Here is a 22,505-nt window from a genome sequence, read left to right as displayed (position 1 = left end):
GCGGGTTGATCTTCCCGCCGGAGGTCCGGATGTGGGACTCTGAGGGATCCGCCATCCCTCTCTCTGCTGAGGTCCTATGCGTTGCATCATCGCCGGCTTCCCGTTCGACCTGGTCAAGAGTGAAGTCCAGGACAGAATGCGGGGCATCAAGCCGGAAGCGGTCACCGGAGAATCTGTGATCATCAGCCGCCGCACCTACCCCGTGAAGCAGGTCGGCCAGATCCTCACCCGACAGGACCGGCGTGACTTCACCGCCGAGCAGATCACCCGGGCCATGACCCGACTCGGCTTCACCTGCCGCCCCGCGCCCACGGTCGCCGCAGTGACTGCCACCGCTGTTCTCAGGCCACTCCAGGCCGCAGTAGCGATGCTGGGCACACCCGCCTACAGCTGACTGGCCACCCCTCACCCCCTTTGTGCCTGCCGGAGAACCGCAGGTCGATCTCCCTCCCATTGGTGTGCAGCGTTCTGGCGGCTACGCGGTCGGTCCGGACCAGGGTTCCGTCGAGCAGGAGCTGGGTGAGGCCCGCCGCCTGGCGCATTCGATCACGGTGCGGATGTCGGAGGCCTGGGCGGCGAGGTCGACGGCTTCGTGCAGGCGGTACCTTGTCGGGACGGGTACGGCGCTGTCACGGTCGAGTTGGGAGATCCGGGTGCGGTCGAGAAACCAGCGTAGAGCCAGTACAGCCTGCTTGAAGCAGCCCGGCGAACGGCGGTCCCGACGGGTGCCCCGGGCCAGGCGCTCGCGGAGCAGGGCAGCCAGGTCCAGTGTCACGTCACGCGGGTGGTCGAGGGCGGCAGAATAGGCGATCAAGTGGAGTCCCTCGGTGTGGTCGAACTGTCGCAAGATCAGTCCTACCAGGGGCTCCAAGCCTATTTGATGCCAGGTCAGGCGCCGCGCATTCAGCCCGCTGGTCGCCACGCCCTGCAGGCGTTGGTCACTCAAAACACTCGCCTGTCCGCACAGCGTCTCCCTGCCTGGAAGGCCTCCGCAGGCTGCGTCCTGAGCCTCATCAGCGCGTGTCCGCCTCAGCGGGGTTGCGGGCCGCGGACGACGAGGACAGGGCAGGTGGCGTGCTGGGTGAGGTGCTGTCCGACGGAGCCGAGCAGGGCTTCGGAGAACCCGCCGTGCCCGCGGTTCCCCACAACCAGCAGCGCGGCGTTCCTGGCTTCGTTCAGCAGCACGGCAGCCGGGTGACCCTGGACAACTCGGGTACGGATCTCGACAGGATGATCGGGCCCAGTGGCTTGATCGATGGCTTCGGTGAGGATCTTGCGGGCGCTGTCCTCCCAGTCGAACGAGGGGTCCCCAGGCGGGGGCCAGCCGGTCCAGTTGCGCGGGAAGTCCCAGGCGATCACCGCCACAACCGCGTCACCGGTCAGTTCAGCCTGCCGGACGGCCCACCGCAGGGCAGCTTTCGAGGGCTCGGAACCATCGACGCCGACCACGATCCGTGCGGCCTCTACGACGGCCACGTCGCTCATCGCGCACCTCCTTGTCCGCTGGGAACGTTCGTCACTTCGTCCTGCGTGCTTTCGACTGCCTCCGGCAGCGGGTGAGACTGCCACTGCACCGGGTGACGCCATCCAGGCAGGTGCACTGCCCGCGATGAGGGCACGCTCGGCGCTCGATCACTCCCCATCCGTGTTGTCCGGCGGACACCGTGCCCAGGCGATCCGCCGCCGATCGCGATGGGGTCGGAGTCACTGCTCGTCCGTCTGTCTCCTGCGCCTTCGCGGCCGTGACGTGCGGTGCCTTTGCCGTCGCTTGGACTCCCGGTCATCGGGAACTTCTCGCTGCAGGCGCTCACGAAGGCAACTCGGTTCCGGCCTGCTCGCGCACCATGTAGTCCGCGTACCAGTCCGGCCAGTTCGGATCCGGCGCACCGGTGCGCGCCTCGTGCTCGCCGTGTGCGGCCGCGGCGCGGCGCAGCGCGGCCGCGAGGTCCGGCGAGGAGGAGAAGGTGGTGGCCGAGGGGTCCATTCGTCCCGGGAGCCGGGTGGTGATCTCCTGCAGGATCCAGCCGTTGCCGTCCGGGTCGCTGAACGACAGGAACGAGCCGTAGCTGCTGCGTCGCGGATCCGGGCCCGGTACCCGGGCGTCCGTTCCTGCGTGGTGGAAGACACCGCCTGCATCGTGGAACACCTCGCTCGGGTCGGCGCCGAGTTGCTTCAGTTGGTCGTGGGCGGCGTCGATCGCGTTGACGATCAGGTGGAGTCCCTGAGCCGAGCCCGGTGCCTGGGACGTGACCGAGGTGCCGAAGATGACCGACGCCGGCGAGCCGGGCGGGGTCACCTGCACCACCCGGAAGTTCTCGTCGGTGGCGAGGTCTGCGTCGAGCCGCCAACCCAGCCCTGTGTAGAAGTCCTTGGCCCGGTCGACATCGGCCACCGGCACCACGACGACTTCGAGTTTCATGTCCATGACCCGCGCCTCCTGCGCTCGTCCGAAACTGCCGACATGGCGAGACTCGCACGGCCCGATAGCCGGGGCACCCCCAGGGAATCGCATGGAGCGATGTGGGCCAGGGAAGGCGAGCCGGCCGCGGTGAGGGGGGACCGGACGGCGTCGCGATCGCAGCCCGCCGAGCGCCGGCCGGGTCTGCAGCGTCGGGCGGTGTGGGTTCGGCGCCAGCCGCACGCCGAGAGCGCGTTCGAGCGCCTTGATCTGCTGGGGCAGGGGACCTACAGGGTGAGCTCGACGAGAAGATCCTGGACACCCTGCCCCTGCGCCCGTGGATGCCCCTCGGTCACTGCCCTCGAGTACTACCTCAAGAGTCACCCGTCCGGCCCATCCGCGGTCGTGGTCACGCACGTGCTGGCGTTCGCTGGTGTGTAGGGACCGGTGCGCCATGCCTCAGAGAGCAGGGCCCGCTGGAGGTCATCGAACGCCGGCCGGGCCGGTCGAGACCCGCGCATGTGTGCGCCCAGCAGGCGTAATGTCGGCTTCGCGCTCGTACGGCGGCCGCGCCCAAGGGGAATGGATATCGTATGGCCACTCTGATCGCCGTGAACGTCGGCATGCCGAAAGACGTTGCCTGGCATGGCAGGACCACGCATACCGGCATCTGGAAGCACCCTGTCGCCGGACCCGTGATGGCGCGGCGGCTCAATCTGGACGGCGACGGGCAAGGCGACCTATCTGGGCATGGCGGCGAGCAGCGTGCCGTACTGGTCTACCAGCTGGACTCCTACCGCCACTGGCAGGAGCACATGAAGCGGGACGACTTCACGTACGGCCAGTTCGGCGAGAACTTCACCGTGGAGGGACTCGCCGACGATGCGGTGTACATCGGCGACCGCTACAGGATCGGCGGTGCGCTCTTCGAGGTCACGCAACCCCGGGTGACGTGCTACCGAGTGGGGTTGCGGCTGGGAGAACCTCAGATGCCCGCCCTGCTCGTGTCCCACCGCCGCCCGGGCTTCTACCTGCGCGTGCTGGCAGAAGGGCAGGTGCAGGCCGGCGACGAGATCGTAAAAGTCGTCTCCGGCCCCGAGGGGATGACGGTCGCGGAGATGGACGCGCTGCTCTACCTGCCCGGTCACGCCCGGCCGCAGCTCGAACGCGCCTTGCGCATCCCAGCACTGAGCCCTGGGTGGAAGACGTCGCTGCGAGCCTTGCTCGACGACGCGGATCGCGGCCCTGGCGCCGTCGGCGGCAACAGTGGGCTCAGTGCCACCAGCCCGCCTCCGGCATGGCCCGGGTTCCGTCCGCTCAAGGTCGTCCGCATCGAACCGGAGAGCGCGAGTATTTTCTCGCTCACCCTGGGCTCAGTTGACGGTGAACCGCTCCCAGCCGCACTGCCGGGGCAGTTCCTCGGAGTCCGTTTGCGGCCGGACCCACAAGCCTCCCCAGTCATCCGGAACTACTCGCTGTCCGGCCGACCGGGCGCCGAGACATACCGCATCAGTGTCAAGCAGGAACCACACGGCCTCGCCAGCACCTACCTTTCCCAGCACGTGAAAGCGGACGATGTTCTCGATGTCGCGGCCCCGCGCGGTACGTTCCTGCTGGCGGACGCGGACAGTCCTGTTCTGCTGCTGTCCGCCGGTGTCGGCGCCACTCCGGTCCTGGCCATGCTGCACGCTCTGGCGGCGAAGCCCTCACGGCGCCCGGTGTGGTGGCTGCAGGCGGCTCGAGACGGCGAGAACCACCCCTTCGCCGACGAAGTGCACGCGCTGCTCTCCCGGCTACCCGCAGGCCGGTCATTCGTCTCCTACAGCCGTCCGCGCAGCGTTGACCGCCCCGGTATCGACTACACGATAGAGGGGCGGCTCGGCGTCGAGCGGATCCGTGCCCTCGAACCGCCTCCGAACGCGGACGCCTACATCTGCGGTCCGGGCGCGTTCATGCAGGACGTGTCAGAAGCCCTGGAGGCCTGCGGCCTGTCGTCCTCGCGGATCCACACCGAGATCTTCGGAGCCGCGTCCGCCGTCACCCCCGGTGTGGTGGCGGGATCCGCCCGGGCACCGCACCAGCCGGCCCATCTCCCCAGCGGACAAAAGGGGCCGTCCGTGTCCTTCGCTCGCAGCGGGCTGACCGTCCCCTGGCACCGCGACTACGGGACGCTGCTCGAACTCGCCGAGGCATGCGACGTGCCCGTGCGCTGGTCCTGCCGCACCGGGGTCTGTCACACCTGCGAGACGGGGCTACTCTCGGGCCACGTCGACTACTCCCCCGAGCCCGTGGACCTTCCCGCCGAGGGAAGCGCCCTCATCTGCTGTTCGACACCGCCTGCCGACCTGGTCCTGGACATGTGACCGGCTTGCGTGCGCGTCCGCGGCCAAGGGCGTCACGCTGCTGCGCAAGTAACCGTTCCCGGCGCGGCACCGTGCTCGTATCAGGGCCGACCCGCGGGCTGCCCCCGCGCCGGCAGTGCCATGCCCGCGCCTCGCTCCAACGCCCAGCCGGCGCCTACCGCAGCTCGGCGGCACCACCGCCGACAGCGACACGCATCCGAGGCAGCCGAGGCTCCTCGCGAGCGCACAACCCTACTGAGTGGCGAATACGACGACGCCCACCAGACGGTCAGCTGCAGCGGAGAGAGCATCCGGGTGCGCATGGTCGCGGGCGTGCTTAGAGTGACACAAGGGGGATATCCGGCGGCGGCGAGTCGGTTTCATGGGTCATCCCACCGAACCCTGGTACGCGGCCGAGAGGAGATCTTTGCCATGGCCAAGGTGCTTTTCATCGTGAGCGGGGCCACCTACTGGGTGTTGAAGGACGGCACGAGGTACCCGACGGGCTACTGGGCCGAGGAGTTCGCGAACCCGTACAAGATCTTGACGGACGCCGGCCACGAAGTCGTCGTCGCGACACCGAACGGCGTGACCCCCAACGTCGACATGATGAGCCTGCGCCCCGAGATGGTCGGCGGAAACGACAGAGCCCTCGAGTTGGAGGCCATCATCCGTTCCGCGGAGGTGATGCGTCGGCCGCTGCAGCTGTCGAACGTCCGCCTCGAGGACTACGACGCGGTGTACCTGCCGGGCGGTCACGGTCCGATGTCGGACCTGGCCTGGGACGCCGATGCCGGACGGCTGCTGACGCAGCAGCTGACCTCGGGCAACCCGCTGTTCATCGTCTGTCACGCCCCCGCCGCGATACTGGCCACCAGAATCCACGGCGAGTCACCGTTCAAGGGCTTCAACATCACCTGCTTCACCGACGAGGAGGAGGAAGGCGTCGGGCTGGCCTCCAGGGCGCCGTGGCTACTGGAGACCGATGTGAAGGAGAAGGTCGGGGTCAACTTCAGCCGCGGCCCGATCTGGAAGCCTTACATGGTCGAGGATCGCAACCTGGTCACCGGGCAGAACCCGGCCTCGGCCGCGGTCCTGGGCGACCGGATGCTGGAGATCCTCAAGTGACACCGTCCCGGAGCGATCCGGCCCCAGCGCGTGCCCGCGCACGCAGGCTGGGTCCGTGAGGTCGCCACCCGCTCCGAATCCGCTGATTCCCGCATTCGCCGGGGCCCCAACTGCACCACTCCGCCCGGCGGGTGCCGGAAACGGTCACCTGTCGGCCGGGCCATGGCTGTGGCCGCACGAGTCCCGGCGGGTGTGCCGGGATCGGTCACCGGCCTGAGCCGTCCCGATCAGGCGAAGGAAGTGAGGGGTGAGCATGAACGACACGACGGCTGCGGACACCGCCCAGAAGGTCGCGCTCATCACCGGCGCCAACGGGGGCATCGGCTCCGCCATCGTCACCGCCTTGTTCTTGCCGACAACCTCATCTGCCCTGGTCAGAGCCAGTGTGTCGTGATCTTCGAGCTGCTGGGTACGGAGGCTGATCCGGGACTCCGGCGGGGATGACGTTCACTTCGGCATGATGATCGTTCGTGCTGTGGAAACTCGCTTACCTGGGCGTGGCGAATGCCTTCGCGCTATTGCGCCTGCTGCCGATGACCGACCGCGACAAGGACGTTGAGATCCTGGCGCTACGCCATCAGATCACCGTGCTGGAACGGCAACTGGGTGGGCAGCGAGTCCAGCTCACACCGGCCGATCCAGCGTTCTTGGCAGCCCTGCTGCACCATCTCCCGAAAGACGTGCTGCGCCGTATGCGGCTGCTGGTGCAACCAGACACGATCCTGCGCCGGCATCGGGACCTGGTAGCCCGACGGCACGCCGCCCAGTCCCGGCCCAGCCGCGGAGGCCGACCGCGCACGATCCACTCCATCCGGGCCCTGGTACTGCGCCTGGCCAGAGAGAATCCCAACGGGGGCCACCGTCGCCTTCACGGCGAACTGCTGGTGCTCGGGGTGAAGGTGGCGGCGTCCACTGTCTGGGAAATCCTGAAGGAAGCCGGCAACCCACCAGCGCCCGAACGAGCGTCGGGAACCTGGGCGGACTTCCTGCGCTCCCAAGCCGACGCACTGCTGGCGTGCGACTTCTTCGAGACGGTCACCCTGTCCCGAACCCGGCTCTACGTATTCGCCGTGATCGAACACGCCAACCGGCGCATCCGGATCCTGGGCGCCACCGCACAACCCACCGCATCCTGGATGACGCAGGCGGCCAAAAAAACTCGTCATGGAACTCGAAGACGCCCAGAGCCGGGCGCAGTTCCTGATCCGGGACCGCGACGGGAAGTTCCCCGCACTCTTCGACGCCATTCTCGCCGACGCCGGGATCGAGGTGGTGCGCAGCGGCGTACGAGTACCGCGCATGAACGCGATCATGGAACGCCGGGTCCGTACCTGCCGCCGCGAACTTCTGGACCGCACCCTCATCTGGAACCACCGGCACCTGCTCCACGCCTTGCGCGAGTTCGAGCAGTTCTACAACGGGCACCGGCCGCACCAGGGCATCGCCAACGCCCGCCCACTGCACCCCCTCCCCGCGCCAATCACCGAACAGGCTCAGCGCTTGGCAGAATGGGCACAAGCGATGGCATCAGATCTGCTCGATGAGTCACATTGTTGGGGACCGACCTCCATATGTCCGAGGGATCCATGCCGCCCTCGGCGGTCGGGTCGGACGCCACCGGATCGGACAGGGCGGGTTCAGCCCGAAGTCACCACGTCCGACAAGCAATCGTCACCTGGCGCAGCCGTCAGCGCGAGGTCCAGCAGCGCCTTGCCCGAATCGTGCACCGCCCGCGGCCTGCGCCACGGCGCCAGCGACGTCGATATCGCCGTGTCAGGGCCGCACTTGCGGATGGTCTCCCTCAGCAGGACCCCACCGGGGATACGACCCAATACACTTGCTCATTGGGAAAGTGCCTTTGCCCGGCAACCAATAGGATCCTGAAACAAGCCCTATCGTCCCAGCTCCGTGGCACTCAAAGGGGGGCATGCCACTCAGTGGTGGATCGGATCGCGCGCCGGATGAGGTCGGTGACGGCCCCCGGGTCGGTCACTGCAGCGGCGTGTGGTGCGCGGATGCTGACGGTGTGGGCGCCGGCTCGCTGGGCCATCCACTGCTGCGCTGCCGGGGGGATGTTGCGGTCCTCGGTGGCCACCAGGTACCAGCTGGGAATGGTCTTCCACGCGGCCTCCTGGGCCGGTTCCTGGAGCGCGCTCAAGGTGATCGGTCGCTGGCCGGCGGCCATCACCCGTGCCGTCTGGGCGGGGACGCCGGCTGCGAACTGGTCGTGGAACAGGTCCTGCTTGATGACCAGTTCCTCCCCCTGTTCTCCGCCAGGCAGGGGGTAGGTCTGCGTCGAGGTGGCCTGGGGCAAGGTCGACCCGGGGAATTTGCCGGTCAGTGCCAGCGCGCTCTCGCCGATGTCCGGGACGAAGGCGGCAATGTAGACCAGAGCCTTGACGTCCGACAGCCCACCTGCGGCCTGGGTGATGACGGAGCCGCCGTAGGAGTGGCCGACCAGGACAATCGGTCCGGTGATGCTCTGCAGGACGCTGCGGATGTACGCAGCGTCACTCGCCAGGCCGCGCAAAGGCAGTGCAGGCGCCAGGATCTGGTGCCCCTGGGCCTGAAGGAGTTCGACGACGCCCTGCCAACTGGAGGCATCGGCGAAAGCGCCGTGGATCAGCACCGTTGTGGGCCGCGGGTGGTGCTGCTGCGGGTCGGTACCAGCTGCGGTCGGCTGCGGGCCGGCGGCAGCCAGTCGGCTGGTGCCCAGGGTGGCCACTCCTGCCGGAAGCGAGGCGGTGACGGTGGGGCGGGAGATATCGGAGCTCACGATGCGCATTCCCTTTCGGTCGGACGGTGTTCGCGGTGGAGGTGATCTGTCAGCTGGTGTCGTCCACCGCATCACGGATGAGGGCAGCGACTGCTGTCGGCCGGGACAACGCGACCGGCTGCAGACCGCCCTGAAGGCGTCTGGGCGGATGGGTTGGATGGAGTGGAAGGAGAAAGCCGGTGCTCAACGGTGAGACCTTGATCGGACAGGGCGCGGCGGAGAATGAGGTGAGCCGGGGTTGCGCTCAGACCGCGGTGGTTGCGGTGAGTGAAGTCTCGGAGAGTGGGGTAGCGCTGCCGATCCGTCAGACTGCCCCGGACGCGCGGCGTTCATCGTCCCTCGGGCAAACGCAGCGCACTGTTCGAGCACCAGGCAGGTCCGGGATGGATACCTGCAGGGCCTACCGCTCCCAGGACGGGGACGTTGCCGCCTTCACCGGCGGGGTGAGCAGAACACAGCGGAGCCGGTCCCGGGCAGGCCGCACTGGTTCGTCGCTGCCGAGATTCCGGAAGCGGGAGGAGGGTATTGGTTGTCACCATTGTCTCCCGTGTGGATCACAGGCGAGCCGAGGGCCCGTTTGCCAGCCCGGCCCCGGCATGCCGGGGGTGTGGCCGTCAGGCGCGGCCGGCCGCTCGCGCGGCGTCGAGGATGACGTTGGTGACCGTGCCGGGGCGGGTGATCAGCGAGAGGTGGCCGGCTTTGACCTTGGTGATGCGGGCGTCGGCGCGGGTGGCCATGGCGAGCTGTTCGGCCGGGGGGATGACGTGGTCGGCGGTGCCGACCACGGCCCAGGAGGGGATGGTCTTCCACGCGGGCACCCCGGAGGCCTCGGAGCCGGCGCTGACTGCGAAGGGACGCTGTCCGGCGGCCAGGAGCTGGGCCTGGGAACGGGGGACGCCGTTGGCGAAGCAGTCGGCGAAACCGGTGTAGGCGCCGTTGGGTGCGGTCTTGAGGTAGGCGTCGACGTCGCCCTGGGGGGAACCTGGGTAAGGCACCAGGTTGAGGAAGATCGAGGGGTCCAGCGTGACGCAGGAGCCGGGCTTGGCAGCGTTGATCTGGAACACGGTCTCGCCCTGAGCCGGAATGTAGGCGTCGTCGTAGACCAGGGCCTTGACGTTGGGGTTGCCCGTGGCGGCGTTGGTGATGACCATACCGCCGTAGGAGTGGCCGACCAGGACGATCGGTCCCTGGATGGTGGCCAGGTAGTTCTTCAGGGTCTGCGCGTCGTAGGCGACTCCGCGCAGCGGGTTGGGGGGTGCGGTGACGGTGTAGCCGTCGCGCTGCAGTCGGCCGATGACCGCGTTCCAGCTGGATGCGTCCGCCCACGCGCCGTGCACCAGCACGATGGTCGGCTTGGGGGCGCCGGACCTGTCGGTACTCGCCTGTGCTGCTCCCTGGGCGGCTGGGACGAGGGCGCCGGTGGCGGCCAGGACGCAGGCGGCGGCCAGCATGCGGGACATGCGCAACCGTATTCCGCGGACGTTCATCGTGGATTGCTCCTTTGCTGACCCTGTGACGGATCGTTGAATGGGCACGTCGGGCGTCACTGCGGCACGCACTTCGGTGAGGCGTCGTGAAATCGCCGGTGGGAAGTGCCTGCCTGCCCGTCAGGACAGGCTGCTGTGTGACACGGGTAGCCGACTGCACTGCGGGGCAGGTCGCCGGCGGGGCAGGCCGTGGTGGCGGGCGGGCGGGAACCCGGGCGGGCGAGGGCTCGGGCAGGGGCCCTGCTCCGTGAATTCAGCCGCGGACGAGCGGGGTGTCGACGAGGTGCTCAGCCAGGAACCAGGTCTGGGCCTCGCCAGTACGGATGACCTGGGAGACGAGAAGGTCGTTGGTGCCGTCGTCGCCGAGGGTGGCGACGCGGGCCGCGGCGTCGTGCGCGTCGACCAGGATCGTCTCGTGGGCCTCCAGCAGCCGTGACAGCATGGCCGGTACTTCCTCGATGCCGTCGGGGGCCGGGGGATGGTGGTGATCTCGGCGGCGTGCCGTGGGTCGCCCACGGCCACGCCGCCCAGGCTCTGCACTCGCTCGGCCAGTGCGTCGACCAGGGCGAGCTGCTGCTCGGCGTGGGCGTCGAGGAGCAGGTGGAGCTGATAGAAGGTGGCTCCGCGCATCAGCCAGTGGTGCTTCTTGTAGAGCGCGTAGAGGAACTGGCTGTCCGCCAGAGCCTGGTTCAGACGCTGGCAGGAGTACATCCGGGCGTCGTGGGACAGCCCGAGCGGGAACTGGTTGAGGGTTCCGAACGCTCGGACCTGGTGGCCCCTTTGGTGCAGCAGTGGCTGACCGCTCATGGAAACTCCTGAAAGAGGTGGGCCGGGGCTGCTGCCGCCCCGCCGGGGCAGGCCGGGCGGCAGCAGTTCGAGTTCGGGACGGCTCTGTGGTCAGTGCGCCACGCTCTGGGCCGCCTCGCAGATGAGCTCGACGACCTTCTTCGGGTGGGCGAGCATGACCAGGTGCGAGGAGTCGACCTCGGTGGTGGTCATCCCGGCGCGCTGGTAGCCGAAGCGCTCGACGTCGGGGTTGATGGTGTGGTCGGCGGCGGCGACCAGTCCCCAAGAGGGCTTGGTCTTCCAGGCCGCGGCCGGAGCCGCGTCAGCGAAGGCTTGAGCGGCCAGCGGGCGCTGGGAGACGGCGAGCACCGCGGCGAGTTCCGGCTCGACGTCGGCAGCGAAGATCGCGGGGAACTTCGCGACGTCCACCGTCACGTCGGTACCGCCCTCGGTGGAGCCCTCGATCGGAAAGGGCGTGTACACCAGGGCCGAGGCCAGGTCGGAGTCCGGGAAGCGACCCTGAAGCTCGCCCAGGCTCTCGCCCTGCTCCAGGGCGTAACCGGCCAGGTACACCAGGGCCTTCACGTTGTCCTCCACGCCGGCAACGGTGATCACCGCGCCGCCGTAGGAATGGCCGACCAGGATCACCGGGCCCGAGATCTGGCGGATGACCGAGGCGGTGTAGGCGGCGTCGCCGATCAGGCTGCGGTTGGGCACGGCCGGGGCGACCACGTTGTAGCCGTGGGCCAGCAGCTCCGGGATGACCCGGGCGTAGCTGGCGGCGTCGGCGAACGCGCCGTGGACCAGGACGATGGTGGGAGTGGTCGGCTGGGTCACGGAGGCTTTCCTTGCTGGGTGAGGGGTGGGGGTGATGGTGAGTCAGGCCGGGTGGAGTGCGGTGCGCAGGGTGTCGGTGGCCAAGGTGATGGCGACCTGGGCTCCGTGGGTGGGGCGCAGGGCGTCGAGCATGACGAAGTCGTGGATGACGCCCTGGACTCGGACGGCGGTCACGGCGACGCCCGCGGTGCGGAGCTTGGCGGCGTAGGCCTCGCCCTCGTCGCGCAGGACGTCGGCCTCGCCGGTGATGATCAGGGCCTGGGGCAGGCCGGTGAGCTGCTCGGTGGTGGCGCGCAGCGGGGAAGCGGTGATCTGCGCCCGCTCTTCCTCGCTGGTGGTGTACTGGTCCCAGAACCATTGCATGCCGTCGCGGCGCAGGAAGTAGCTGGTGGCGAACTGGTGGTAGGAGGCGGTGTCGAAGTTCGCGTCGGTGACCGGGTAGAACAACACCTGCTGGAGCAGGGCCACGTCGGCGCGTTCCTTGGCCATCAGGGTCAGCGCGGCACTCATGTTTCCGCCGACGGAGTCGCCGACTACGGCCAGCCGCGTGCCGTCCAGGTCCTTGGCGGCCCCCTGGGTGACGATCCACTGGGCGACGGCGTAGTTCTGCTCGATCGCCACCGGGTATCGGGCCTCGGGCGACAGGTCGTACTCGGGAAAGACCACCGCGGCGTGTGCGCCGACGGCCAGCTCGCGTACCAGGCGGTCGTGAGTGTGGGCGTTGCCGAAGACCCAGCCGGCGCCGTGGATGTAGAGGATCACCGGGAGCGGGCCGGTGGCGCCGGCGGGCCGCACGATCCGCGCGGGGACGCTGCCCGTTGGACCGCCCGTGACGGTGATCCACTCCTCGTCGATCGCGAGCAATTCGACCCCACTCGTCTGGACCTCGTTCACGGCCTTGCGGCCCTCGGCCGGATCCAGGTCGAACAGGTACGGCGGGTTCGCCGTGGCCTCGGCGAACGCCTGGGCCTCGGGTTCGAGGACGGGTCGGACCAGGTTCGTCGTGTCGGACATCTGAGCTCCTTGCATGGTGGAACTGCTTTCCTGATCACTACGCTATGGGCTGTCGCCGTCGGTCACTTGTCCGTCAGTGCACCGCCGGTGTTCCCGTAGCGTGCTTCGGATCGACCGTGGAGCTGCCACTCGCGGGGCGTGTTGCCGTAGGCCGCGCGAAAGGCCCGGCTGAAGTGACTGGGATTGACGAAACCCCACCGCCGGGCGATCGCAGCCACCCCCACCTCCTGGGCCATGGGCCGCAGGAGATCCCGGCGGCACTGTTCCAATCGCTGCTTCCGAATCCAGCCGCTCACGGTCGCGCCTTCGAGTTGGAACAGCTTGTGGAGGTACCGGACCGACATGAAGTGCGCTTCGGCGATCCTGGACGGCGACAGATCGGGATCGTCGAGGTTGCGCATGACGTGCTCCTTCACGCGATCGAGGGAGACGGCGGTAACCGGCGGCCCCTCGGAGGCCAGGCGGCCGTGCCGTTCGTCTATGAGCAGCACCAGCAGATCGAGCGCGGTAGTGGCGACCCGGCGGCCGACACCCTCGTCGAAGGCCTCGGCTTCGCGCGCCATGCGCGCGAGAAAGGTCGCCACGAGTGCGGCGCTGCCCTCCTCGCCGGTGAACGTGGTGGCGGTCAGTGCCCGCAGATCCTCGTCCCGCACCTGCAGCTCTTCGCGCGGGAAGTGGAATGAGGTGAAGGAGAATTCTTCTTCGATCTTGATTCTGAACAGCCGGGACGAGTCGCTGATGGAGAATTCTCCCGGCTTTATCACGGATTCTCGCCCGTCCTGCTCCTTAATCGTGGTGCCCCGCTGCTGCAGGCTGACGATCAGCGAGTTCCGGTCGTCACGGGAGATATGACGCTTGGAGCGCTTCACCACTTGCGGTCCCGCCTGGACGCGAGAGATCTGCACCGAGCCGAGCCGATTGCTGACGATCGTTCCGGGCGACGGCTCCTCCTCGAGCAGATGCACATCCATCGGCACGAAGGTCCCGGAAACCGCTTCATGCCAGCGCTCCGCCCGGTCGGCAGCGGACAGCGGCGCTGTGGAGAGGACGGTGGGCACAGGCTTCCTCCGTGGACGTCGTGGGCGCTCGGAGGAAGATCTGTGGATGAATCCTCTGCCTGCGCTGCCGAAGTGGATCCCGCTGATCGGGCGCCGGGCAGCACCTCGGATCTGCCGGTGTCTCAACCTGCCCGCACCCGGACGCGGACGCATCAGTCGGTCGACTGGTCCGCCCCCATTGATTCTCCTCGCCGGCTATCGGACGCCTGCCGCACTGCGACGCCTTGGCGTCGCATCGGCGCGTTTAGCTGATCGTTATCAACTGCCGTACAAGGAAGCTGGATTCGAACGCTCAATGCGCAGTAGGTTCATCGTTCATTCCCTCGTCTCCGCACCGTCGACCGGCAGTGAACTTGCTGCGGAACTTCCTGTCCCCATGCAGGCCCGCCCATTTCCGCTGCGCAAGGCGCTACGCGCCGATCGGCCATGCCACATGTCCCGGAAAAGCTGACTGGAGTCCCGTGAGCATGCCTTTCTGCCCTCGATGCGCTGACCTCCTGCGGTGTGCCTGTGCCGCCGCACACGGCGCCGCCACCGCAGACCGGACCACTGCTGCGCAGTTCGACCAGGAGTGGGTCCGTCCGTACCTCTCGCTGCCCGAATCCGCGCCGGGCGAGAAGCCGCCGGCCACCACGGACACGTTGACGTGGGTCGTACCGCGGGTGGGGCGCGAGAGCGACCTGCCGTCAGGACGCCGATCTCCCGGCCCGCCCGTGCGCGCGTCCAGGACGGCAGGGCACCGGGCGCCCAGACGCACAAGGCGACGGCGTCCCCTCCGGATCACCGCGGTCCTCGCCGGTCTGATCGGCTCCGCGGCGATAGCGGGCACGTACGCGCTCTCCCGGGGCCAGGACGCCCGGGACGTGTCGTCGCCGCCTCCCGCGAGTCGGCTCGATGTCCTCCAGGTGGAGGGGACGCCGGAGACGACCGCCCCGCCGGCCCGACCCCGCAGGTCGCTCCCGAGCCGGACGCCAGGGACGGCGTCGCCCACCGTGCGGAAGCCAGTGGGTGCCTCGACACATGCCGGCCACGCTGCGCCGTCCACGACCACAGCTGCCAGTGGCGCTCCGGCCGAGGGGCTGCAGCAGGACGGGCCAGGTACGACTCCATCCCCCGGTACATCGGCGCCCTCCGCCGAGAGGCCGACACTGCGGCGCTACGACACGGGGCCCGAGGTTCAGGAACTGCAGCGTCGGCTCGCGGAGATCGGCCTCTGGAACCTGGTCCAACGCGGCCGATACGACCGGCACCTGCAGGACGCGGTTGCGGAGTTCCAGGCGACGCACCGCGTCCGAATCGACCCGCCCGGGGTCTACGGCCCGGCCACGCGACGGCTGCTGGAGACCCTCACGTCCTCATAGCCACCTGAGTCGGAGGTTCGGTCGTGACCAACTCCGATTCGTCGAGCGGCAGGTCACCGGTGACCTCAACCGCTTCAAGGAGTACATGAGGACCCGTCGACCAACCGTCGCGCCAGGCAATCGAGAACCACGCGACGGGCCGTCCCGGTCGTTTGTCCCTTCCGGGGCCGGCAGTGTCCCACTCAGCTCTCGTCCGTCCCATCTCATCCGAGGCCTCGCTCGATCACGTCCCGCAGCTGATGGCGGCTGCTGATGCCGAGTTTGGGATAGACGTTGTACAGGTGCGTGCCGATGGTACGAGGGGACAGGAAGAGCTGTTCCCCGATCTCACGGTTGGAGAGGCCGTTCGCGGCCAGTCGGACGATCTGCTGCTGCTGAGCGGTCAACTCTGCCAGCGGGGCGGCAGCCTCCCGAGCGGCTGTCTCCGGGGCGACCGCCGCGCCGCTCGCCCGCAGTTCGGCGCCGGCCTGCGCGGCGAGCCGGTGCGCGCCGAGACGGGTGGCGGCTTCGATGACGGTCGCCAACTGCTCGCGTGCCTCGAGGGACCGTCGTTTCCTGCGCAGCCAGATCGCGTAGTTCATGCGGGCCAGGCCCCGTTCCATGGGCCACTGGTCCGCTCCCGGGTTGATCACGGCCAGGCGGAAGTGCTTTTCGGTGTCCGCGTCCTCGTCCATCAGGGCTGCCGCGTGGTGCATCAGCAGCGTGATCCGCGTGGTCGGCCGGCTGCCCTCGGCCTGTCGCACCGCCGCCAGGACGTGTGCTGCTTCCTTCTGTCGGCCGAGCCGCTGGGCGGCTGCGGCGAGGTCGGCGACGGACCGGCTGGAGAGGAGCCTGTGCACGGGCGTGCCGTCGTCCGCGAACAGAGACCGCAGGTGGCGGAAGGCGCTCTCGTGGTCCCCTCGGGCCAGGGCGGCGAGCCCCCTGGCCCGGAGCATCCGGGCGAGCGTCGCACGGTTCTCGTCGAGGCTGACGGAGTGCCAGTTCGGTCCGGTGAGTTCCACTTCCGGCTCGCTGTCCCCTCGCAGCGCGCGCAGGGTCACGTACAGGGCGTCGAGGTCCAACTGGGCGTATGTCATTCCGCGGACGACGGAGAAGCTCCGCGCCTCCTCGATCAGTTCCTCCGCCTCGGACCATCGCCCGGTGGCCAGCAGCACGTCCACCTGCACGGCCAAGACGTGCGCGGTGGGGCCCATGGCGCCCGCCGCCCGCAAAGGCACGAACGCCTGCCGCAACAGATCCACGCACCGGTCCGACTCGTCCGCGTAGTAGGCGACTACTCCGGTCGCGACCATCCGGTGCAGCGTCGCCAGGTCCCGCGGATCGGCCGGCCGGGGCAGCGAGGTCAACGTCTTGAACAGGTCGGAAGCGTATGCGGCGGGGCCGCGCACGGCCTGCACGACGGCGCGAAGAGAGGCGGCGACATCCTCCCGGGCGAGGTGGGGGCATTGCAGTTCCGTCGTCCTGGTACTGGGTTCCCGCGCCCGTTCGGTCCGGGTGACCTGGTCAAGCATCCCCGGCAGCACCCGCAAGTGCTCCTCGAGCCCCGACTGGTGCGCGATTCCCCCGGCGATCGCGACCATGGCGGTGGCGGTGGTCCCGTCGAGTGGATGATGGTGCTCCCACGCGTCGGCCAGCAGGGAGAAGGCCTCGCGCTGGAACGAGAACAACGACAGTGCCCAGCCGGTGGCGCAAACGGCGACGCCCAGCAGTTCCGGGTCACGGTTCACCGCAGCGAAGCTCGCGTACAGTTCGCGGACCCAGGCCGGGTCTCCGAAGTCGTTCGCGGCTGTCAGAGCCTTGGCGAGGCGGCGGGCTCGGTCGTCGTCGCAGGGGCTGAAGCGCGCAGCCTGCTCCAAAGCCTTCACCGTGGCGTACAGGCCACCACGTCGCTGGGCCAGCAGGGCGGTGGCTTCCAGCGCCGCGGCCACCGACTCGTCCGGGCCGATCGCCGCGCCGGCCAAGTGCCAGGCCTGACGCGACGGTTGCTCGCCGAGCGCCGCCACCAGGTCCCGGTGGGCCTGCTGCCGTGCCCGTACCGGCTCACGGTGGAACGCGGCGGTGCGGATCAACGGGTGCCGGAAGACCACGTGTCTGTCCGTGACGGCGATCAGGCCCGCGCGCTCCGCCGGGGACCACACGGACAGGTCGCCCCCGGCATCCAGGGCGTCCATGAGCGTGGTGAGTTCCTCGTGCGTCGATGCGGCGGCGGCGTACAGCAGCGCGCGCTGTGTCGCCGCCGGCAGCGCGTCCAGCTGGGCGGCGAACATCTGCTGGATGCGCGACGTCTGCGGCCGGCCGTCGTCCGACGGTGGCTGCGCGCCATCGGTGCGCAGAGCGCGGCACAGCTCGATCACGGCCAGCGGATTGCCCTCCGCCCGCTGGAGCAGGTCCAGCCGGGCGCCTCCGGTGGGCGCGCCCGGCTGCACGTCCAGGAGCTGGGCCGCCGCCTGCGGTGCCAGCGGCCCGAGCAGCAGCACCGCCAGATCTGCGGGGACGCCCGGCGGGGGAACCTCACCGCGCGCCGCGAGCAGCACCGTCACGGGTTCGCTGCTCAGGCGCCGGGCCACGAAGAGCAGGACGTCCAGGGAGTCCCGATCGCAGCTCTGGATGTCGTCGACGGCCAGCAGTACCGGGCTCGTCCGCGTGGCCTGCCTGAGCAGAGTCAGCACCGCGACGCGGAAGGCCATCGGGTCGGCCGGCTGGATGGCCGGCGCGAGTCCGAAGGCCCCTCGGAGCGCGTCACGCTGGCGCTTCGGCATCCACGCGAGCTCGTCCAGCAACGGGAGCACTAGTTGGTGCAGCGCCGCGAAGGATTGCTGCATCTCCGTCTCACAACCCTGGGCAAGCAGCACACGCGTGCCGGACCGACTCGCCCGCTCCACCGCAACCCCTACCAGCTGGGTCTTGCCGGTACCGGTTTCTCCCAGCACGACCAGGGACTGGGGCCGGTCGCGACCACGCTCGACGCATTGCAGGATCCGGCCGATCTCCGCCTCCCGGCCGACGGGGAGCGTGTCACCCGGCGCTGGGCCGCTGAGCCTGGCGACAGTCGTGCCGGGAGCGGCTTTGTCGATCACGGAGATCCTCACCTTGTCGCGGCCGAAGGGGGGCCAACTTCGGCACGGGTTCCGACCTTCTCCGCCCCCTGGCTCGCAAGAGCTTCGGGGCCGGTCGGCCATCGTGGACGTATGTACACATGTTCGAAGATGTTTATATCCGCGAAGGCTGAAGCGTCAACAATTACTGCCGCGTAGTTGTCGCAGGCGCTGCGGAGCAACGTCTACGGGGCCGACGCCCTGTGCCCCGGGATCGCGGCCGCTCTGTGCGGCAGCTGGGTCCCGCCGCACGCGCATCCGGGTCGGCACTCGGAACTGCTGAACCAGGCCCCCGAATCCACCTACGTCAACCACAGTCGACACCGCTCCTGGGCCCGAGCGGTGGCCTACCTCCTCACCGTCGCACGGGTCGACCGTTACGCTGTTGACGCGCGCCGAGGCTGTGCCCGTACGCGATGCGTCGGCAGCGTGCCGTCAGGCACCGACCGTGGAGATGCATGCCCAACTGCGCGTTCCGTGCGGGTCATGATGGCAGCCGGAGGACATCGAGAGAGCCTCTATCAGGAACAGCCCCCGGCCGTTGTCGGCCATGCCGTCCACCGCGGGATCGGCTGAAGCCTTTCAAGTCCCCGTATCGACGACCTCGGCCCGAAGGTGCCGTTCATGAAGGGTGACCCGAACAGTCATGCCGGGGCTCCCGCTGTGGAGTACGGAATTTGTCGCCATCTCGCCGATGACCAAGCAGGCCACTTCGGCGATTTCGGATGCGAGCTTCCAGCGGCCAGCCAGCTCTCGCATCAGCCGCCTCGCCTCGGCCACAGTAAAGAGCAGGCACGGCAGCATGCGCTCGGCTGCCCTGTGCTCTCGCTGCACGTTGCCAGCGAGACCGGGTTGCAGGACGAACGAAGGAACAAGGGAGGTGGTTTGCATGGCGGTACTCCGGCTGTTGCCAGGGATTCCGGTGAGGTGATCGCGACGAGTAGTACATCGAACAAGAACCCACACGAACAAACGATTGGGAACATTATTACATCGCTAGAAGAAGCAGGTCTAGTACCAACCAGGGAGGATTCCGACCATTCTTCGCGCGTATCTGGACAACTACTTCGAGTAGCGCTGAGCGACCGTGTCGACCACCTGGGGCTGGACACTTGAGGAGATCGATACGTCGGCCCCGGCCCCGAGCCTCACGTGTGCTCTCGAGGTGCTGAGCTCTGCCGCAGCCTTGTAGTTGAAGGGAACGTACTCACCCCGCACGAAGTGCTTCCGTAGGAGACATTCGAGCCGCCCGCAGCGCCGGGTACAGCCCTGCCAAGGTGCCCACCACCACGGCAACCGAAGGACCCGCTACTACCCAGGCCGCGGGGACTGCGGCAGGCCATCCCTGCACGGCCGCATACACGTACACCACAGAGGCTCCCGCAGCCGCGCCGGCCAAACCGCCGAACAGGCCGAGCAAGACCGCCTCGATCAAGAACTGCACGGTGATCTGCCCCTGTCGCGCCCCCAGCGCGCGCCGCAGCCCCACCTCCCCACGCCGCTCCATGACACCGACAACCATGGTGTTCGCGATCCCGACGCCTCCGACGATCAACGCGACCCCCGCGAGGGAGAGTACGAGACCGGTAAGGGCGGTGCTCGTTTCCTTGCGTACCTTGAGCAGATCTGACGGACGGGATACGGCAACCACAGAAGGCTGGGCCGGGTTGGCCGTGGCCGCCGCCACCTCCTGAACATCGCTGACCCGTTCCGGGTGGACGCGGAGGTAAACGGTGGACGGCGTGCGTCCGCCCCCCAGCGAGGCGATCGCTTGTGGCGCGCCCACGAATACGGAGTCATCGATCGCCGGCACGAGTTCGTTCGGCTTCAATGTGCCGATCACTCCGTACCAGGCACCGGCCAGCCCCTCGCCATCCAGCCAGACCTTCTTCCCCGGAGCCGTCACCCCCAGCCGCTCGGCAGCGCTGTGGCCCAGGACGACGACGGGGAGATGCTCGGTGGCCCGGTCCAGCCAGCGTCCGGTGTCGAGCTCGCCTCGCAGAGTGTCGAGCAGGTCACTCTGAGCTGACAGTACGCGAAGGCTGTTGGTCTGATTCGCCGGGACGAGATCACTGCGGTAGATGCGCGCCTTGGTATCACCGGTACTGCTGACCTGCTGGACAGGTGCGATGTTGCCGAGCATCGCGACTGCTGTCTCAGGTAGATCGGCCGGTGTGCCGTCGATGTTCTGCCCCGGCGACACCATGATCAGGTTGCTTCCGAGGTTGTCCAGGCGCTCCAGCAGGTGAGCTTGGTTGGACGCCGAAATTCCGGTAACGGCCACCACAGCCGCTATTCCCAACGCGATGCCGAGGGCGGACAATGCCGAGCGCAGGCGCCGGGTCCGAGGGCCGATCAATCCGAGCCTGAGCAGGTCGACGGGCCGTAGGCGTGCTGGTCGTGGCAGAAGGTCGGTCATGACGGGCTCCCCTGCACGACGTTCCCTGCGGCGTGGACGTCCGAGTCGCTCATGTCGAAGGCGATTCGCCCGTCGTGCAGACCGATGCGACGGGGCAAGGACGCCGCCAGGTCCCGGTCGTGGGTAATGACGACAACAGTCGTGCCCTGTGCGTTCAGTTCCAGCAACAGATCGATGACGCCCTTGCCCGAGACGGCGTCCAACGCGCCTGTTGGTTCATCCGCCAGAAGGAGTCCCGGCCTGCCGACCAATGCCCGGGCGATGGCGACCCGCTGCTTCTCTCCGCCGGAAAGCTGGTCGGGACGATGGCCGAGCCGGTGGGCGAGGCCGACGTCGCGCAGAGCACTCTCCGCCCGTTCCCGCCTTTGTCCGGCGGCCACCCCGGTGTACAGGAGGCCGGTAGCGACGTTCTCCACGGTGGTGAGGCCGGGCAGCAAGAAGAACTGTTGAAAGACGAACCCGATCCTTCGGGCACGCAGTGCCACGACCTGTCGGTCACTCAGTCCTGTCAGGTCGTGGCCTTCCAGGTGAATTCGTCCTGACGTCGGGCGGTCCAGGGTCCCGACGAGTGACAGAAGGGTGCTCTTGCCCGACCCGGAAGGACCGACCACGGCGATGAGTTCTCCCTGGCTCACCGTCAAGTCGATGTCATGAAGGACTCGCACCGGCGGGCGACCCTCGTACAACTTGGTCACCTTCTCCAGCAGCAGGACCGGCGTTCGCTGTTGACCGTGATCGCTCATTGGGGAACCACCACCTTGTCGCCCTCTTTGAGCTGCCCCCTGACCTCGGCCTGGTTGGCGACGATGAGTCCCACCTCTACACGGACCAGCTTCGGGTCGGTGGCTCCTGGCTCGACGACTTCGACGCCATAACCGTCCCCGGACATGGCGAGCAACGCAGTAACCGGGACGACCAGCACGTCGGCCGCCTTCTTCTCCGGCACGGTGACCGTAGCGCCGCTTCGTCCGCTGTTCAGAGCGGCAGCAGCACTCTTCTGATCCATGAGAAGGATCAACACGGCCGGCTTGGCGCTGCCATCTGGCGTCTTCGACTTTTCGCCAAGCCCGTCCGGGCCGGTGTCACGGATGATGGAGGTGATCTTGCCAGGGATACTGCCTCCGACATCCAGGGAAACAGAGACTTTGCTTCCCGGAGCCAACTGGGGAAGCTCCTCCTCGTTGGGCTTGATGGTGGCGTACACGTCGGGTGGCGTCACCTTCAGCACGGGTCCCCCGGAACCTACCGCCGTGCCGAGTTTGGCACCGACTTCCTCGACCCGCGCCTCTCCGTACGGGAGCACTGCGACTCGCCCCATCTCCACCCTGCCGGTCTGCGGCACGCCGAGTGTCTTCTGCCACCGTTTGACGGCCTCGGCGGTTGCATCGGTGAAGTGGTCATCGACGGCCAGATCAGCTGCCTTCGCGTGTCCGAGATCAGTGAGGTTGCGCTCCAGAATCCTGACATCCGGCCCGTCACTCATGCCCTTCCCCACTACGCGCCAGAAGGGGCGTGAACCACGGAAGAGCACAACTGGTTGCGCATCGACTTCGTACAACGGCTTGCCGGTCCTCACCTGATCACCGATCTTCGGCAGGTCCGTGAAGGTGCCTGCGCCCTGTGCCGCAATCTCATCGGCCGCCGCATGTCCCAACTTGCCGTTGCTCTTCAGCCCGGAAGCCAAGGTGGTGCGCTGCACAGTCGCCGTCGAGTAGCGTCTGGGCTCTGCTGAGGGATTCCCTCCGCCGGCCGGCCACTGGCTGAAGGCGAGTGCTCCACCGGCTACCACGAGGACGCCGGCGAC

Annotated in this window: 18 protein-coding genes and 3 pseudogenes; 6 read left to right on the top strand and 15 right to left on the bottom strand. The window is 68.2% G+C overall.

The window, feature by feature from the left end; genetic code table 11:
• The first annotated feature begins 76 nt into the window (after positions 1 to 76).
• Positions 77 to 394, top strand: coding sequence for an SCO5918 family protein (locus LNW72_RS32440; protein WP_250978622.1), 318 nt, complete (start codon positions 77 to 79; stop codon positions 392 to 394).
• 81 nt (positions 395 to 475) lie between these two features.
• Here the strand turns inward: LNW72_RS32440 and LNW72_RS32435 are convergent, their stop codons facing one another.
• The 3 genes from LNW72_RS32435 to LNW72_RS32425 all read right to left on the bottom strand — a co-directional run bounded on the left by LNW72_RS32435 (position 476) and on the right by LNW72_RS32425 (position 2,425).
• Positions 476 to 847, bottom strand: a complete 372-nt coding sequence (locus tag LNW72_RS32435) for a hypothetical protein (protein WP_374117366.1) — start codon at positions 845 to 847, stop codon at positions 476 to 478.
• Positions 848 to 1,029: 182 nt separating this feature from the next.
• The gene (locus LNW72_RS32430) at positions 1,030 to 1,485 is read right to left on the bottom strand and encodes a universal stress protein (RefSeq protein WP_250978621.1); all 456 of its coding nucleotides are present in this window, start codon (positions 1,483 to 1,485) and stop codon (positions 1,030 to 1,032) included.
• A gap of 322 nt (positions 1,486 to 1,807) precedes the next feature.
• Entirely contained in the window at positions 1,808 to 2,425 is a 618-nt protein-coding gene (locus tag LNW72_RS32425; RefSeq protein ID WP_308402062.1) for a VOC family protein, read from the bottom strand.
• Positions 2,426 to 2,991: 566 nt separating this feature from the next.
• On the opposite strand from LNW72_RS32425, the gene LNW72_RS32420 reads away from it, so the two are divergent.
• The 4 genes and pseudogenes from LNW72_RS32420 to LNW72_RS32405 all read left to right on the top strand — a co-directional run.
• Entirely contained in the window at positions 2,992 to 4,761 is a 1,770-nt protein-coding gene (locus LNW72_RS32420) for an MOSC and FAD-binding oxidoreductase domain-containing protein (RefSeq protein WP_250978620.1), read from the top strand.
• 411 nt (positions 4,762 to 5,172) lie between these two features.
• On the top strand, positions 5,173 to 5,868 hold the full coding sequence (locus LNW72_RS32415; RefSeq protein WP_250978619.1) for a type 1 glutamine amidotransferase domain-containing protein: 696 nt from the start codon (positions 5,173 to 5,175) through the stop codon (positions 5,866 to 5,868).
• Between the two features lie 253 nt (positions 5,869 to 6,121).
• Positions 6,122 to 6,262 (top strand): hypothetical protein, encoded by a 141-nt coding sequence (locus LNW72_RS32410; RefSeq protein ID WP_250978618.1) that lies wholly within the window; start codon positions 6,122 to 6,124, stop codon positions 6,260 to 6,262.
• 76 nt (positions 6,263 to 6,338) lie between these two features.
• Positions 6,339 to 7,356, top strand: a pseudogene (locus LNW72_RS32405) (integrase core domain-containing protein); the annotation flags it as partial.
• Positions 7,357 to 7,450: 94 nt separating this feature from the next.
• Here the strand turns inward: LNW72_RS32405 and LNW72_RS32400 are convergent.
• From LNW72_RS32400 to LNW72_RS32370, 7 genes and pseudogenes are all read right to left on the bottom strand, one after another.
• A pseudogene (locus LNW72_RS32400) lies at positions 7,451 to 7,700 on the bottom strand (IS1380 family transposase); the annotation flags it as partial.
• An 83-nt stretch (positions 7,701 to 7,783) separates the two neighbouring features.
• A complete protein-coding gene (locus tag LNW72_RS32395) occupies positions 7,784 to 8,653 on the bottom strand; it encodes an alpha/beta hydrolase (RefSeq protein WP_250978617.1) in 870 nt (289 codons plus the stop codon).
• A 605-nt stretch (positions 8,654 to 9,258) separates the two neighbouring features.
• The gene (locus LNW72_RS32390; protein WP_250978616.1) at positions 9,259 to 10,131 is read right to left on the bottom strand and encodes an alpha/beta fold hydrolase; all 873 of its coding nucleotides are present in this window, start codon (positions 10,129 to 10,131) and stop codon (positions 9,259 to 9,261) included.
• A gap of 253 nt (positions 10,132 to 10,384) precedes the next feature.
• Positions 10,385 to 10,938 (bottom strand): annotated as a pseudogene (locus tag LNW72_RS32385) (Dps family protein).
• Between the two features lie 90 nt (positions 10,939 to 11,028).
• Positions 11,029 to 11,754 (bottom strand): alpha/beta hydrolase, encoded by a 726-nt coding sequence (locus LNW72_RS32380; RefSeq protein ID WP_250978615.1) that lies wholly within the window; start codon positions 11,752 to 11,754, stop codon positions 11,029 to 11,031.
• A gap of 42 nt (positions 11,755 to 11,796) precedes the next feature.
• Positions 11,797 to 12,768, bottom strand: coding sequence for an alpha/beta hydrolase (locus tag LNW72_RS32375; protein WP_250978614.1), 972 nt, complete (start codon positions 12,766 to 12,768; stop codon positions 11,797 to 11,799).
• A gap of 62 nt (positions 12,769 to 12,830) precedes the next feature.
• Entirely contained in the window at positions 12,831 to 13,826 is a 996-nt protein-coding gene (locus tag LNW72_RS32370) for a helix-turn-helix domain-containing protein (protein ID WP_250978613.1), read from the bottom strand.
• A 467-nt stretch (positions 13,827 to 14,293) separates the two neighbouring features.
• Between LNW72_RS32370 and LNW72_RS42155 the strand changes: the two genes are divergently transcribed.
• Complete coding sequence (locus LNW72_RS42155) at positions 14,294 to 15,187, top strand: peptidoglycan-binding protein (protein WP_374117365.1); 894 nt, start codon at positions 14,294 to 14,296, stop codon at positions 15,185 to 15,187.
• A gap of 203 nt (positions 15,188 to 15,390) precedes the next feature.
• On the opposite strand, the gene LNW72_RS32365 is transcribed toward LNW72_RS42155, so the two are convergent.
• The 5 genes from LNW72_RS32365 to LNW72_RS32345 form a co-directional block, all read right to left on the bottom strand.
• Positions 15,391 to 18,366 carry an AAA family ATPase gene (locus LNW72_RS32365; RefSeq protein ID WP_285369847.1) on the bottom strand — a complete coding sequence of 992 codons (2,976 nt, stop codon included), beginning with the start codon at positions 18,364 to 18,366 and terminating at the stop codon, positions 15,391 to 15,393.
• 498 nt (positions 18,367 to 18,864) lie between these two features.
• Entirely contained in the window at positions 18,865 to 19,173 is a 309-nt protein-coding gene (locus LNW72_RS32360) for an ATP-binding protein (RefSeq protein WP_250978612.1), read from the bottom strand.
• A gap of 316 nt (positions 19,174 to 19,489) precedes the next feature.
• Positions 19,490 to 20,701: an ABC transporter permease gene (locus tag LNW72_RS32355; RefSeq protein ID WP_250978611.1), complete on the bottom strand. Its 1,212-nt coding sequence runs from the start codon at positions 20,699 to 20,701 to the stop codon at positions 19,490 to 19,492.
• Positions 20,698 to 21,444 carry an ABC transporter ATP-binding protein gene (locus tag LNW72_RS32350; RefSeq protein ID WP_250978610.1) on the bottom strand — a complete coding sequence of 249 codons (747 nt, stop codon included), beginning with the start codon at positions 21,442 to 21,444 and terminating at the stop codon, positions 20,698 to 20,700. The genes LNW72_RS32355 and LNW72_RS32350 overlap by 4 nt, the downstream gene beginning before the upstream one ends.
• Positions 21,441 to 22,400, bottom strand: coding sequence for a peptidoglycan-binding protein (locus LNW72_RS32345; protein ID WP_250978609.1), 960 nt, complete (start codon positions 22,398 to 22,400; stop codon positions 21,441 to 21,443). Before LNW72_RS32345 ends, LNW72_RS32350 begins: the two co-directional genes overlap by 4 nt.
• Between the last annotated feature and the right edge of the window lie 105 nt (positions 22,401 to 22,505).

The organism is Streptomyces sp. RKAG293 (genome assembly GCF_023701745.1).
In the GTDB taxonomy this organism is placed as follows: Bacteria; Actinomycetota; Actinomycetes; order Streptomycetales; family Streptomycetaceae; genus Actinacidiphila.
This window is presented reverse-complemented; position numbering and strand designations above follow the sequence as displayed.